Origin of the sequence: Actinotignum schaalii (assembly GCF_028864145.1) — a bacterium.
Lineage (GTDB): Bacteria > Actinomycetota > Actinomycetes > Actinomycetales > Actinomycetaceae > Actinotignum > Actinotignum schaalii_B.
The window spans coordinates 13894-28158 of the sequence record NZ_JARBHJ010000035.1; the positions used below are offsets into that span (position 1 = coordinate 13894).

General features: G+C 59.1%; 11 protein-coding genes. 4 read left to right on the forward strand and 7 right to left on the reverse strand.

The window, feature by feature from the left end; translation table 11 throughout:
- Window positions 1-211: 211 nt before the first annotated feature.
- Genes PWJ82_RS07885 through PWJ82_RS07895 form a run of 3 tightly spaced genes read left to right on the forward strand, consistent with a single transcriptional unit; the run spans window position 212 to window position 2822 of the window.
- On the forward strand, window positions 212-1123 hold the full coding sequence (locus PWJ82_RS07885; protein WP_274736120.1) for an ABC transporter substrate-binding protein: 912 nt from the start codon (window positions 212-214) through the stop codon (window positions 1121-1123).
- Window positions 1123-1989 (forward strand): amino acid ABC transporter permease, encoded by an 867-nt coding sequence (locus PWJ82_RS07890; RefSeq protein ID WP_274736121.1) that lies wholly within the window; start codon window positions 1123-1125, stop codon window positions 1987-1989. Before PWJ82_RS07885 ends, PWJ82_RS07890 begins: the two co-directional genes overlap by 1 nt.
- A gap of 8 nt (window positions 1990-1997) precedes the next feature.
- Window positions 1998-2822, forward strand: a complete 825-nt coding sequence (locus tag PWJ82_RS07895; protein WP_274736122.1) for an amino acid ABC transporter ATP-binding protein — start codon at window positions 1998-2000, stop codon at window positions 2820-2822.
- Between the two features lie 329 nt (window positions 2823-3151).
- Here the strand turns inward: PWJ82_RS07895 and pgi are convergent, their stop codons facing one another.
- Complete coding sequence (pgi, locus tag PWJ82_RS07900) at window positions 3152-4807, reverse strand: glucose-6-phosphate isomerase (RefSeq protein ID WP_274736123.1); 1656 nt, start codon at window positions 4805-4807, stop codon at window positions 3152-3154.
- A 156-nt stretch (window positions 4808-4963) separates the two neighbouring features.
- Between pgi and PWJ82_RS07905 the strand changes: the two genes are divergently transcribed.
- Window positions 4964-7231: a 6-phosphofructokinase gene (locus PWJ82_RS07905; protein ID WP_274736125.1), complete on the forward strand. Its 2268-nt coding sequence runs from the start codon at window positions 4964-4966 to the stop codon at window positions 7229-7231.
- Between the two features lie 203 nt (window positions 7232-7434).
- Here the strand turns inward: PWJ82_RS07905 and PWJ82_RS07910 are convergent, their stop codons facing one another.
- The 6 genes from PWJ82_RS07910 to PWJ82_RS07935 form a co-directional block, all read right to left on the reverse strand.
- On the reverse strand, window positions 7435-8076 hold the full coding sequence (locus tag PWJ82_RS07910) for a hypothetical protein (protein WP_274736127.1): 642 nt from the start codon (window positions 8074-8076) through the stop codon (window positions 7435-7437).
- The gene (locus PWJ82_RS07915) at window positions 8054-8284 is read right to left on the reverse strand and encodes a hypothetical protein (RefSeq protein WP_274736129.1); all 231 of its coding nucleotides are present in this window, start codon (window positions 8282-8284) and stop codon (window positions 8054-8056) included. Before PWJ82_RS07915 ends, PWJ82_RS07910 begins: the two co-directional genes overlap by 23 nt.
- A gap of 140 nt (window positions 8285-8424) precedes the next feature.
- Window positions 8425-9375 (reverse strand): LysR family transcriptional regulator, encoded by a 951-nt coding sequence (locus PWJ82_RS07920; protein ID WP_274736130.1) that lies wholly within the window; start codon window positions 9373-9375, stop codon window positions 8425-8427.
- A 65-nt stretch (window positions 9376-9440) separates the two neighbouring features.
- On the reverse strand, window positions 9441-10520 hold the full coding sequence (locus PWJ82_RS07925; RefSeq protein WP_274736131.1) for a class C sortase: 1080 nt from the start codon (window positions 10518-10520) through the stop codon (window positions 9441-9443).
- A 173-nt stretch (window positions 10521-10693) separates the two neighbouring features.
- Complete coding sequence (locus PWJ82_RS07930; protein ID WP_274736132.1) at window positions 10694-12247, reverse strand: SpaH/EbpB family LPXTG-anchored major pilin; 1554 nt, start codon at window positions 12245-12247, stop codon at window positions 10694-10696.
- A 160-nt stretch (window positions 12248-12407) separates the two neighbouring features.
- A partial coding sequence (locus PWJ82_RS07935) for an LPXTG cell wall anchor domain-containing protein (protein ID WP_274736134.1) occupies window positions 12408-14265 on the reverse strand: 1858 nt, incomplete at its 5' end.

The window sequence follows — 14265 nt, forward strand, 5'->3', positions numbered from 1 at the left end:
ATTCGTAACATACCCCCTCTGTCGAGGCGCGCCACCGTTAGACCTCTCACACCCAAACCGCACAAAGCCCGCAAATACGCCAAACTAACGGGTATCTACCCGCATATTCACATGTTTATACATTTAGGCGCATACTTACTGGCTATACTTGGGATTGTTCCGAGTAATTTCCACCCGAACACTGAAAAAACATTCACCGTAGGGGAAGAAAATGAAGAAAACATTCGCGTTGCTCGCTGCCGGCCTCCTCACGCTGGGCGCCTGCTCCAATGATGAGGCGGCTTTGACGGATTCCACCGCCGCGGCCGATCCGGGTGAGTCCGGTTTCGCTGTTGATGGCATCGCGGCAGATTCCGCCGTCGCTGCCCTAGTTCCCGCGGATATTACCGCACGCGGGCAATTGCGCAACGGCGCTTCCACCGATTACGCTCCCGCGGAATACCGCAAGGCGGACGGACAGACCCCCACCGGTTACGATATTGATCTCACGCGCGCTATCGCGAAAAAGATGGGACTCAAAGACGGCACCACCACGCACGTGGAATTTGATTCCCTTCTCCCCCAGATCGGCACCAAATTCGATGTGGGCCTGTCCACCTTCACCGTCACCCCCGAACGTGAAGAAGCTTTCAATATGATCACGTACTTCGAGGCGGGCTCCGAATACGGAGTACCGGCCAAGTCCAGTGATTTCACCCCGGATAATCCCTGTGGTTTCACCATCGGCGTGCAAACGGGTTCCTCCCAGGAGGAAGCCCTCAAGGAAGCGACCGCCGCTTGCGAAGCGAAGGGCGCCAAGCCGATTAAGATCATGTCCCTCCCGGATGTGCCGCAGATCGTCACCCGGGTGGTCTCCGGCCAGTACGACGCTATTTTCGCCGATTCCCCGGTACTCGGTTACGCGGTTGCCCGGTCGAACGGGCAACTGAAGACCACGGGTGATATCTACGATTCAGCCCCGGTGGCTATCGCGGTCGCCAAGGACAACCCGGAGCTCGCCAAAGCGGTGCAGGCCGCGCTGCAATCCCTCATGGATTCGGGAGAACTCAAGGAGATCTTCGCACATTACGGCATTACCGAAGGTGTGCTGAGCACCGCCGAGATTAACCCCCAGGTGCAGTAATGGAGACAATTCATCCGCAAGCCCGCGTGAAGCTGAGCAATATTGTGTGGCTCATCGTCATGGCGGTGCTCGGGGCGATGGCACTTAATGCGCTCATCACCAACGATGCTTTCCACTGGGATGTGGTGGGGCGCTATCTTTTCGATTGGCGGATCCTGCGCGGTATCGTCTACACCCTGGTGCTGACCGTGCTGGCCATGGTTATCGGCATTATTTTGGCGCTGACCATGGCGGTGCTGCGCGAATCGACTAATGCGGTATTGCGCGCGGCGGCCCGTTTTTATATTTGGTTCTTCCGCGGCACCCCGATTTACACCCAGCTTATGTTCTGGGGCCTGCTCCCCTCGCTTTATCAGAAGCTATCGCTGGGGATTCCTTTCGGGCCGGAGTTCTTTACGTTCCAAACAGACCGGGTCATCACCCCGTTTATCGCGGCGATTATCGGGCTGGGCCTGAACGAAGGTGCCTACCTGGCAGAAATTATCCGTTCCGGTTTGGGTGCGATTGATCCGGGCCAGCGGGAAGCCGCGGTGGCGCTGGGGATGCGTTCGGGTACGATTATGCGGCGTATTATTTTGCCGCAGGCCATGCGTATTATTATTCCGCCCACCGGGAACGAAACGATCTCGATGCTCAAAACAACGTCGCTGGTACTCGCCGTCCCCTTCACCCTGGACCTCACTTTCGCGGCCCAGGATTTGGGTTCGAAAACGTACCTTCCCTTCCCCTTCCTCGTGGTCGCGGCGATCTGGTACCTGGTTATTACTTCGCTGCTCATGATGGTGCAGCACCGTATTGAACGCCATTTCGCGCGCGGTTTTGACGGGCGTACCGCGACGACGGCTTTCCTCGACGTCACCCCCTAAGGAGCACAATGACTCACGCCATGGTGGACGTGTGCGACGTCTACAAATCTTTCGGCGACCACACCGTTCTCAAAGGTGTCAATCTCACGGTAGAGCGCGGTGAGGTGGTGGTGCTGCTCGGCCCTTCCGGTTCGGGTAAATCCACGCTGCTGCGCTGCCTGAATGAGCTAGAAACTATTACCGCCGGGCGAATCTACCTGGATGGGGAGCTGCTGGGGATGACCGAGCAGCCCGCCCCCACCGGGTGGCGCGGGATGCTGGCTCGCCGCTCCGGTGCCCTTACTCCGCAGGGAACCTGGTTGAGGAAGCGCACCGAGGCGGAAGTGGCCGCCCAGCGTGCCAAGGTGGGGATGGTTTTCCAGCGTTTCAACCTTTTCCCGCATATGAGCGCGATGGAAAATATTATGGAGGCGCCCGTGCAGGTGGCCCACCGCCCCGAAAAAGAGGCGCGGGCCGAAGCCCTGGAGCTGCTGGAGCGGGTGGGGCTGCGCGATCACGCTAATCATTTCCCGGCCCAACTTTCCGGCGGGCAGCAACAGCGGGTGGCTATTGCGCGTGCCTTGGCCATGCACCCCGAGCTCATGCTTTTTGATGAGCCTACCTCGGCGCTCGATCCGGAGCTCGTGGGTGAGGTACTCTCTGTGATGCAGGATTTGGCCCGCGGGGGTATGACCATGGTGGTGGTCACTCACGAAATCGGTTTCGCCCGAGAGGTTGCCGATAAGGTGGTCTTCCTCGACGAGGGCATGATTATTGACGAGGGTACCCCGGCTCAGGTTATTGACAACCCACGCTCGGAGCGCACCCGTGATTTCTTCACCAAGGTGCTCTAGACAACCGTCCGCAGCCCCGTCTTTCGGTCTATCGGTCCTTCCTTGAGCGGAACCTCAGGAGTCACACCAGTACCCCGGGGCACAACAGCACCTGCGGGAGGACTAGGTGTTGTCAGAGCTGTACTTCGTATGTACGACATGTGCAGTACACCTCGGAAAACACATGCCGGATCCGAACTAACAACAAGCTGTCAATAGCAACTATTTTTTCTATTACCTCGCTACGGCCGCTAGATAAACGGTGCCGGCCACTCCCGTTATTGGGGGGTGACCGGCACCGTGTGCGTCTACCGGGTGCTAGTGCCGTGCGGCACTATTGCCGCGCGGCACTACTTCCGGTGAGCGCGGTAGTACTCAATGAGCTGGCGGGTGGAGGAATCCTGAGCCTCCAGGGCCGCCGCATCTCCGCTAATCGCCGGGGTGAGTTCCTTGGCCATCTGCTTGCCCAGCTCCACGCCCCACTGGTCAAAGGAATCGATACCCCAGACCGCACCTTGCGTGAAAGTAATGTGCTCGTAGAGCGCAATCAGCTGGCCGAGCACCGCGGGAGTGAGGGCCGGGGCCATAATCGAGGCGGTCGGCTTATTCCCGGGGAATTCCCGCGCCGTCACAATTTCCTCCGGGGTGCCTTCCGCGCGCACCTCATCCAAGGTCTTCCCGAATGCCAGGGCCTTCGTTTGCGCGAAGAAATTACCGAGGAAAAGTTCATGCTGATCGGCATCTCCGTCCACCAGCGCGAAAACAGGATTCGCGAAAGCAATGAAATCAGCCGGGATAAGCTGGGTACCCTGGTGGATGAGCTGGTAGAAAGCATGCTGGCCGTTGGTACCAGGTTCACCCCAGAACACTTCCCCGGTCTGGGTGGTCACCGGGCTGCCGTCCCAACGCACCCGCTTGCCATTGGATTCCATGGTGAGCTGCTGGAGATAAGCCGGGAAACGGTGGAGATATTGGGCGTAGGGCAGCACCGCGTGGGTGGCCGCCCCGAAGAAATTGACGTACCAAATATTGAGGAGCCCCATGAGGAGGGGCACGTTTTCTGCGGCCGGCGCGGTGGCAAAATGCTCGTCAATCGTGCGGAATCCGGAGAGGAATTCTTCGAAATGTTCCGGCCCGATGGCAATCGCGAGAGAAAGGCCGACGGCGCTATCAACCGAATAGCGCCCCCCTACCCAATCCCAGAAGCCGAAGGCATTGGCGGGCTCAATTCCGAATTCCGCCACCTTTTCCAGGTTGGTGGACACGGCCACGAAGTGCTTGGCCACCGCACCGGCATCTTGGATGCCGCGCGCGGCGAGCTGGGCGAGGAACCACGAGCGGGCCTGGCGGGCATTGGTGAGAGTTTCCAGAGTCGTGAACGTCTTGGACGCCACGATGAAGAGCACGGTTTCCGGGTCCACCCCCCGCAGGGTCTCCCCCACGTCGGTGGGATCAATATTGGAAATGAAGCGGCACTCCAGCCCGTCCTTGACGTACGGGAGCAGTGCTTCGTAGGCCATCACCGGGCCCAGATCCGAACCGCCAATTCCGATATTGACTACGGTCGTGATGGCTTTTCCGGTTACCCCGCGCCAGCTGCCTTCGCGTACCTTGGTGGCGAAAGCGTACATCCGCTCGAGGACCTCGCGTACATCAGTGACAACGTTATGCCCGTCTACTTCGACTGTGTCATCCGCGGTGCGCCGCAGCGCGGTATGAAGTACCGCCCGGTTTTCGGTCACATTAATCCGCTCTCCGCGCAGCATCGCATCGCGGCGCGCGGCAACCCCGGTTTCTTCGGCAAGCTCAAGCAGGGCATCGCGGACGTCGTCGTCTAGATACGACTTGGACAGATCCACAAAAAGATCACCGGCGGTGAAACTCAGCCGCTCGGCACGCTGGGGATCCGCGGCGAAGCGAGCGCGGAAATCAGCGGTGAAGCCGTCGTGAAGGTCATGCAGCCGCGCCCAGGCGCGCGTGGTTGTGGGGTCAATGGGGTGCGACATGGTTATCCTCATCCTCGAAGTAGTCTTTATCTCGTAGTGTAATCAACTTCGCGCCCGCGCGGCGCGCCGCTACCACACCGCGCGGGCGCGCCACCGGACTCTAGCACCACACATGAGCCCACCATCTTTGACACAATGTTCCTCGGAGGAGGAACCATGTCAGATCACGCAGATCCCGTATCCCTTGCCATTCTTACCTCGGGTGGGGACGCCCCGGGCATGAACCCGGTGGTACGCGCCGTGGTGCGCACCGCTTTACACGTGGGTGCCCGCCCCTTCGCGATTCGCGAGGGATGGCGCGGAGCTATCGATAATCTTATTGAGCCGCTGGTCTGGAGCGATGTGTCTTCCATTCTGGATAAGGGCGGCACAGTTATCGGCTCGGCTCGCTCCACCGAATTCCGGGAACGGGAGGGCATGCGCACAGTTGCCGCGAATCTGGTGCGCGCCGGAATTGACCGCCTTGTGGTTATCGGTGGGGACGGCTCCCTTACCGGTGCCGATACCCTGCGCGAGCGCTGGACCGGGCTCCTCGACGAACTGGTCGAAGCCGGAGAAATTGAGGCCGATGTTGCCGCGCGCCACCCCGAACTGCATATTGCCGGGGTGGTCGGCTCTATCGATAACGATATGGTCGGCACCGATATGACGGTGGGAACTAATTCGGCCCTGTGCCGCATTATTGATGCGATTGACGCTCTCACTTCCACAGCAGCGTCCCACCAACGTGTCTTCGTGGTGGAAGTGATGGGGCGGCGCTGCGGCTACCTGGCTCTTATGGGCGCGATGGCCGGCGGTGCGGATGACGTCATCATTCCCGAGCTTCCCCCTGAAGATGGCTGGGAAGACGCCATGTGCGAAAAGATCCGTGCCGGGCGAGCGGCCGGGCGGCGCGATTCGATTATCGTTGTTGCCGAAGGCTGCATGGATCGGCACGGTGAAAAGATCACCGCCCAGCGCATCCAAGCCGCCATTAAAGAACGCACTGGAGAATCACCGCGTATTACCGCGCTCGGCCACGTGCAGCGCGGCGGCACCCCGTCCGCCTACGACCGTTGGATGTCCACCCTGCTCGGTTACACCGCAGCCCTGGAGGTTATCCGGGCCGAACCGGGTGAAGAATCCTGCATTATCGGGATTCGTAATAATCGCCTCCAGCGCCTGCCGCTGGTGGAAACGGTTGCCAATACCAAGAAGGTCATTGATTACCTGGAAGAAGGCGATTATGACGCGGCGGTGCGCTCACGCGGCACCAGCTTCTCCCGGATCAAGTCCCTTTTTGAAACACTTTCCTCCCCGCTAGGTGAAGACCGCTACTTCAAGGATGGCTGGCGCCCGCGGGTAGCTATCCTGCATGCCGGCGGGCTCGCCCCGGGAATGAACGCGGCCGCGCGCAGCGCGGTGCGGCTCGGCCTAGATCGCGGTTTTGAAATGCTCGGTGTAGAAGGCGGCTTCCCCGGCCTTATCCGCGGGGATATTCGCCCGCTCGCCTGGGGCGATGTGGATGGCTGGGTATCGCTCGGCGGTGCGGAACTGGGCACCGCCCGTTCGGTCCTCGGAATTGAGGATTACTTCGGGCTGGCCCGCTCCATCGAAGCCAACGGGCTGGACGCCATTATTATGATCGGCGGCCTGGCCGGCTATGAAACCGCGTGGAATATGGCGAAGGAGGCTGATCGCTATACCGCTTTCCGTCTCCCCCTCATCTGCGTGCCGGCCTCCATTGATAACAACCTGCCCGGCCATGATCTTTCCATCGGGGTGGATACCGCACTCAATACCAATGTGGAGACCATCGATAAGATTCGCCGCTCCGCATCCGCGTCCCGGCGTTGCTTCGTAGTGGAAACGATGGGGCGGAAATGCGGCTACCTCGCGCTTATGAGCGCGCTTTCCACCGGGGCTGAGCAGGTCTACCTGCATGAAACCGGGGTGGATCTGGCCCTCCTCACGAAGGAAGCCGAGCGGATGAATCGGGCCTTCGATGGCTCGCGTTCCCTCTACTTGGCCATTCGCAATGAGGATGCCTCTAAGTATTACACCGCGGATCTGCTGCGGCGGGTTTTCCAGCAGGAGGGCCACGGGGCTTTCTCGGTTCGTTCCACGATTATTGGCCACCAGCAGCAGGGCGGCATCCCAACCTCCTACGACCGCACTCTCGCGGTATCGCTCGCGGCCCTCGCCATTGATGAGGTGACCGCGCAGCTGGAGAAGAAAGAGCGGGTGGGGGCACGCTATATCGGCCAGCACAATGGCAAGCTGGAATCGCATCCGATTATGCGCATGGACGAAGAGATGGATATGAAGAACCGGGTACCCCTGGATCCATGGTGGATTTCCGCGCTTCCCGTGCTCTACACGGTAGCGGCCCGCGAGGATACTACCCCGCTGGAGCACCTGGCGATTTACGACGATAACCGCTAATACCGTTTGCTTGTAGCGCGGTTCTTGCGCCCGCGCGCGGTGGGGGCGACGACGCCGCTAACTGGCAGCGCTCCCATCGGCCGCGGCTGCGCGCCTACGTGATGATGGTCCTCACCCAGGAAACCCGGAACGCCTCTCCGCGATTTTCAACGCGGAGATCGATGCGATCCCCGGCTCGGTCGCATTTTATTAGCGCGGGTGGTTCACTCTTTAAGAGCTTGGAGGGCTGTGGCGCGGTTATGCCGCACTACGGATCGCACCTGGATCTGTTCCCAATCCTCGATGCCTTGGTTGAGCGCTTCGCGTGCCCCAGGTGTGCACGCTACCCCGAGCTCATCAATGACGAAGAGGAGAATTTCTTCCAGGCAGGGCCGGAACCAGCGCCGGCCCACCGTGAAATGAATATCGGCAATGTGGGGAGTGCGGGCCTCGTTCTTGATGCGCCGGCGCGACCGGCGGGAATGATTGCCGCCCAGGACCAGGGCGTGTGTCCATTCATCGCGGTGGGAATGGATCTGGATATGTGCGCAGGGAATATTGGAGCGTGGTGAGCGAATATAATCCCAACGCACCAGCGGCTCGCGGCTTTTTGCTCCTCGGATGACCGAGAACGTTGATTCATTAACGGTGAGTAAACCGGTTTCTGAATTCAGGAAAACCTCGTAATCGAAGCGGACAAGAAGGAAACGATCAACGCAAATATCACCCGACAATCGTATTGTTGGAAGATCTTCCTTTGGAGCCCTTTGTTTCATCAGAGAGAACTCGGGATCAATCAGCTCCCCAATCCGCTGTAGATGTGCCGCAAATTCATCGGCTCGCTCATCCAAGTGTTCGTTCACCACGGTACAACTCCTCGAAGCGATCCAGACCTATCATTTCGAAATAAGCATCAGACTCTTCCGGCCCGAGCTGGTAGCTATCAGCGCGTCGGTCGAATTCTTCCCGGGTCATTCTGACCTGACGTAAGATCTCTTCCTTGCGCTTGAGAACATCTTCAAGCGAGTAAAAGGTAAGCTCTGGATAATACAAGCGGTTCGACTGTGCAGTCATGTGTCACTCCTTCAATCAATTGCGAGTTCCGGGTGGTTACCCGCCCTTCTCCGTTATTCTCGCATGGCACCAAGGCACAGCAAAGAGCTATTTACCGGACTGTGGCTGAGGGAAGCGTTTAGTGATTCTGTGGGTAACTTCTAGCCGGCTGCGCTCCCGCCGGCCACGTTTCCACCGGCCGTGGCTGCACGCACTGCTTCCAGGAATATCTCCCCCACCCGGCTCAGGCGTGTTTGTTTATCCCAGGCAAGCACGCAGGTCAAACCCACCAACCAATCCAAGGGGATGAACACCAGGCCCGCACCGTCAGCTACCACCCCCGCCCCGGCACCAGCGTTCCCGCCTAGCCCCGCGTTCCCGCCCAGTGCCATATTCTCCAGCACGATAGCTTCACCCACCCCGGCCTCGACCATCACCCGGGCCCCGCGGCTCGTCCCGTACCGGCCCACCACCGTCAACTGTTTTTCCTTATCCAACCAATATCCAAGCTCTCGGCTACGCTCCTTCGGCATAATCAAGGACCGCTGAGTAATATCCGCCCGCCGAACCGTTCCTCGCCCAACCACATCACTATCGCTGCGCACCAACAAACCCCAACGGTCTTCACCGCTAAGCGCGAGGGTTTCCCAGGCCGTGCAGTCCCAGGAATCATCGAGCACCGCGAAAGACGCAGTACCCTCACCGATCATCCGGGTAGCTGCCTCGCGCCCGCACAACGTGACCTGGAAACTAATCCCCGGGTAACGCTCCCGCACCTGGCTCATCACGGGCGCCAGGCTATCCAGGGCGCTGCTTTCCCGCCCGGCGATCACGATAGTGCCCTGCGGGTTATCCTCCAGATTCTGAAGCTCCGCCACCGTGCTATCCACGAGCCCCAAGATCTGATGACTGCGCTCAACCAGGTAGCACCCGGCTTCGGTGAGTTCCCTACCGCGCCCGACTCTACGGGTAAGCGTCTGGCCGACTTCTTCTTCCAAAAGCTGGATACGCTTCACAACCGCCGCGGTAGTACAGCCGCATTGGCGGGCCACCGCGTCCATGGTCCCTAAACGTGAATAGAGAATGAGGGTTTCTAATAATTCCAGTCTCACACCGGTACCTCGTTGTATGTCGTGATGCTGAATTGTTCAGATTGTTGAGTAGTTTTGGCCGCCCGCTAGCGGAGCATGTGCCGGGGCAGCATAAGCCGCCTGGAGTCCTCCCCGCGCCGGGCGAGTGCGGAGCGAACCACTAGGAACGCGAACAGCAAAGATATAAGGATGGCGAGCACGAAGAGGGTCATCCACCATGACCATTGCAACCCGTCCACCGCCGGCACCTCCACGGGATCAGGCAACACCCGCTCACCCGTCACCAGCAAACGATGCGAATTCACCCCATACGGAGTACACGTTAGAAGAGTGGCTAGGTCACGCCCCGGTACGCGTACCAGCAGGCTTGGGTCGTGAGGGTCGACGACGTCTACTCTGACCACGCGGTAACCGAAGACTTGGCCTTGGATTTCGAAGAAGAACTCATCCCCGATACCCAGATCAGTGAGCCGGTCAAACATCGACGAGGTCGGCAGGCCAGTATGAGCCGTCACCACACTATGCCGGTTTATACCGCCTACCGGTATATCGGTCCCGAACATATGCCCTGCCCCACGCTGCAGAGTCTGCGGTGAGGTGCCGTGGTAGATCGGGAGTTTTACCCCGATCTTCGGGATTTTCACGATCCCCATAATCCCGTCCGGTTGATCAAGCACCCTCGCGTATTCCTGATAGGCAGGCAGGTCTGTGGCTATATCGTCAAGATAAGGATCAAGGACCGCCATACCTTGATGGGTGGCGTTATAGGCGTGAGCACGCTCGATATACGAGTTGCGCAGTTCCTGGGATTGGGTATTCACCTGGCCCTCATAGGCACGGGAGACCACTTTGGATTGCCAGTTATTCCACACCGTCGAAGTCACGGGATAAGCGAGGCAGAGGATCCCGATGAGGATCATGGCCAACGGGGAGAGCCTACGTTTATCCTCTTTCGGATCGGTATAGAACAGCAGGCTAGCAAACCCGCTTTCCTCACCCACACGCGCCGCCCGCCGCCCACGAGCCAAACTAGGCTGCGCTTCGGGCTCCACATGAGGCACCGCCGCGGGTGCCACCTCGGATACGGTTGGCTTAGCTGTAATGGGGTTGGGTGTCGGGGCCTCTAGGGCGCGCCGCCCACGCATCGGGCCCGCTTCACCTGTCACGTCCCTACCCCCTTCCCTGGCGTGGCCTTTTCCTTGCGTTAGACGTGCAATTCGTATTGCGCTACTCGTGCAGAATTAACTCGCGATTGATAGGTTGTGGGGCCAGTCGGACTGACCGGCCCCACAATCTTCGTTACCTACTCAGGCTGGCAAACCTGAACCGCTATTTGCGTTTAGGCGTTGTTTTTACGCGAACGCAGGTGCGTCACCGCACCGCTCGCCACCAGACCCGCACCAAGGAGGGCGAAGATACCCACCCCGATAGCACCGGTCTTAGGCAGGTCGAACCACTTACCCGAATCCTTCGTCGGCACGTTCTTAATACCCGTCTGGAAGACCCGGCCGGCCTGATCGGTTACGGTGACTTCGGTGATTTCATCCGAGCGAATGAACTTGGAGGGAGCTTCGACCTCAACCACGTAGAAAGCCTCGCCCTTCTTCGCCTTAAACTTCGGAGTCAAACCATCATCGCCGGTCACCTTGGTACCGAAACCAACCGAAGCTCCAGTGCACTGGGTGCGATCCTTCTGAGCCACACACTTCTCTGCATCGGTCTTGCTGGCGAAGGCCACGAACTTCGCACCCGCAAGCGCACTTCCATCCGAAGCATTGGTCTTGGAGATCTGGAAATCGTAGAAATCAATAGTCGGGAACGGATTCGGGCCAGGACCCGGCTCCGGGCCGGGGCCAGGGGTCGGCCCGGGTTCGGGAACAATCGGGCCGGGGGTCGGCTCGCTATCCGAGTGTCCGGGGATGAAACCAAACTTATTAGAAACCGAAGCAACATCCAGATCAGTCTTCAAAGTGAAGGTGAGGTCTACGGTAACCACCGGAGCCTCCGACGCAGTTGCCTTCGCCGCGATAGCATTGAGTCCCTCGTCGGTGAAGTTCACCTGCAAGCGAGTACGACCCGCTTCCACACCCTCAGTCGAGGTAGCAATGTCGTACTGAGATTCCGCAATTACTTCGCCGTTCACTTTCACGGCCTTGACCGCGGTCTTATCGATCAAGGTGTAGGCATCAGTCATCGCATCGTCGAAAACCGCGAAGCCCTTAATATCAGCCCCGGTGATTGGGCCCTTCTTATTCAAGGTCGCCGAAATCGTGTAGGAGATGTCATCGCCCGCGCCCACAACCTTATCGAAAGCACCAGTCTTGCTCACCAGATTACGGGCATCCATATTCTTCGGGGTGACCGAAACATCATAGGTGTACTTCTGGTCAGTGGAAGAGGTACCGGTGATTTCCGGAACCGTCATAAAGAACGGCTTAATATCCGAGGTATACCCAGCCGGAACCTCAGATTCCACAATCTTGTACAGGCCAAGCGGCAGGCTCGCGAAGGAAGCTGTCCCATCGGCTGTCGTTTCCTGTTCATAGGTCACGGTCGTGCTCAGCGCCACATCTGCACTACCCGGATTCGCGTTGAGCTCGTTGATTGAAGCTGCGACAGTCTCCCAATCGCTCATCTTCTTCATATCACCAAGCGCTGTGCCCTTGATGGATTCAACCTTGGTAACAGTGAACTTCGCGCCCGCAACCGGCTTCTTGGTGGTTGCTTCCTGTTTCGTGATCGTAATCGACCCCGTCGTGGGAGCACCCTGCGCCCACGGAGCAACCGGAGCAGGATCACTACCAGGTGCAGCGTTAGCTGCCCCGATACCCATTCCCGTCAGTGCCAGCGCACACGCCGCCACCAACGCTCTCAATGACTTCTTACGAGCCATAGTTTTTCCTTCCCAATAATTTCAGCACCGTACAATGTGCTGGCCAACACGCCCGACTCACGCCAAGCGCTTGTTGTTGAACTTGCTAAAAACCTGCCCTTCACTCGGGCCTACCCCACCGTCTGTTTTCCCGAGACTGGATAGAGGTGGGTGTATCGGTTCACGCGCGGCGGCCCACCCCCTTCTTCCTGCGGGTGATCCACCATCCGCCCGTCAGGGCAAGGATCATGAGGGCACCACTACCGGCGAGGTAGTTCACGTTTGTCTGGCCCGTCTTCGGCAACGCAGGCTGCACAACCTCCACACTCAAAGGCTTGCGTGCCCACCCCACGCCTTCCACAGCGTTAGGCCCGGTAGCCGCGCCGGTAAGCGGGTCGATGGTGATACCGGGTTTTGTGGCATACACCCAACACCGATACGTGCCGAGCTCGGCCTGGGTGGCATTACCATCCACCTCACCAACCGTCCGCGCACCATTGCCCGCAAGCTCAGCGTCATTAGGCGCTTGCTTGACCCGCACCAACTCAACACCGGCAGGCAGTCCATTCTGATCCGTGTCAGCCTGCCCCTCGTGTTTCGGAGCGCAGACGGTTTGGAGGCTGATCAGCCCCGCATCCGTAGTCGAGGTGGCTTCCACACTTAGCGGCTGTAATACCGGTTGGCCTTTGACCACCGTGAGCGTGTCGTGAGAAACCGTGAGGGCAACATTCACGCATTCCCCCACTTCTCGCTCATCCATGTCCCGCTCGCGCGTTTCAGTCTTTGTCGACGACGCAGCACTATCCAAGACCCACTTACGCTGGGACGAGTCCCACTTAGTCGGAGTCGTGGTCACCGTCCGGGATTGCGTCACCTTACGGGTATTGCAATCCTTGGCCCCATCAACCCATTCCGTTGACGTGACCTGAACCGGCAGCCTCGGAGTACAAGCCTGATGCTCGGCATCATTCATATCCCGCTGGCGCGTCTCAGTCTTCTTCGACGCCTTACCGGTGTCGAGCACCCACTTACGCTGGGACGAGTCCCACTTATACGGAGTCGTCGTCACCGTCCGCGACTGGGGCACCTTACGGCTGTTGCAATCCTTGGCCCCATCAACCCAGTTAGTCTCGGTAACTTGAGCCTGCGGTTGCGGAGTACATTCACGATGCTCGCCATCATTCATATCCCGCTGACGATTCTCAGTCTTCTTCGTTGCAGCGGCATTATCGGGCACCCACTTACGCGAGGAAGAATCCCACTTATACGGAGTCGTCGTCACCGTACGCGACTGCGAAACCTTCCGGCTGTTGCAGTCCTTCGCGCCATCAACCCAATTAGTAGCAGTCACCTGAGGATTCGGCTGCGGGCTACACGCCTTATGTTCGCCGTCGTTCATGTCCCGCTGCCGCGACTCAGTCTTCTTGCTTGCCTTTGCGGTGTCCAAGACCCACTTACGCGAGGAAGAATCCCACCGATACGGAGTGGTCGTCACAGTACGCGACTGCGTTACCTTCCTGGTGTTGCAATCCTTCACCCCATCAGCCCAGTTAGTTGCCGTGACTTGGGCCGGCGGCTGCGGGCTGCACGCCTTATGTTCGCCGTCGTTCATATCCCGCTGACGATTCTCGGTCCTCTTCGAAGCCTTGCTCGTGTCGAGCACCCACTGCCGCTTACCCGAATCCCACTTATACGGAGTCGTCGTCACGGTCCGCGACTGCGAAACCTTCCGGCTATTGCAATCCTTGGCCCCATCAACCCAGTTAGTAGCAGTCACCTGAGCCGGCGGCTGCGGCGTACATTGCCGATGCTCGCCATCGTTCATATCCCGCTGGCGATTCTCGGTCCGCTTCGACGCCTTACCGGTATCGAGCACCCACTTACGCTTACCCGAGTCCCACTTATACGGAGTCGTCGTAACAGTCCGGGACTGCGAAACCTTCCGGCTATTGCAATCCTTGGCCCCATCAACCCAGTTAGTAGCAGTCACCTGAGCCGGCGGCTGCGGCGTACATTGCCGATGCTCGCCATCGTTCATA

Bases quoted from the DNA above. Each gene is read 5' to 3' on its own strand.
- PWJ82_RS07885 (WP_274736120.1), top strand. From the start codon at position 212: ATGAAGAAAACATTCGCGTTGCTCGCTGCCGGCCTCCTCACGCTGGGC.
- PWJ82_RS07890 (WP_274736121.1), top strand. From the start codon at position 1,123: ATGGAGACAATTCATCCGCAAGCCCGCGTGAAGCTGAGCAATATTGTG.
- PWJ82_RS07895 (WP_274736122.1), top strand. From the start codon at position 1,998: ATGACTCACGCCATGGTGGACGTGTGCGACGTCTACAAATCTTTCGGC.
- pgi (WP_274736123.1), bottom strand. From the start codon at position 4,807: ATGTCGCACCCCATTGACCCCACAACCACGCGCGCCTGGGCGCGGCTG.
- PWJ82_RS07905 (WP_274736125.1), top strand. From the start codon at position 4,964: ATGTCAGATCACGCAGATCCCGTATCCCTTGCCATTCTTACCTCGGGT.
- PWJ82_RS07915 (WP_274736129.1), bottom strand. From the start codon at position 8,284: ATGACTGCACAGTCGAACCGCTTGTATTATCCAGAGCTTACCTTTTAC.
- PWJ82_RS07930 (WP_274736132.1), bottom strand. From the start codon at position 12,247: ATGGCTCGTAAGAAGTCATTGAGAGCGTTGGTGGCGGCGTGTGCGCTG.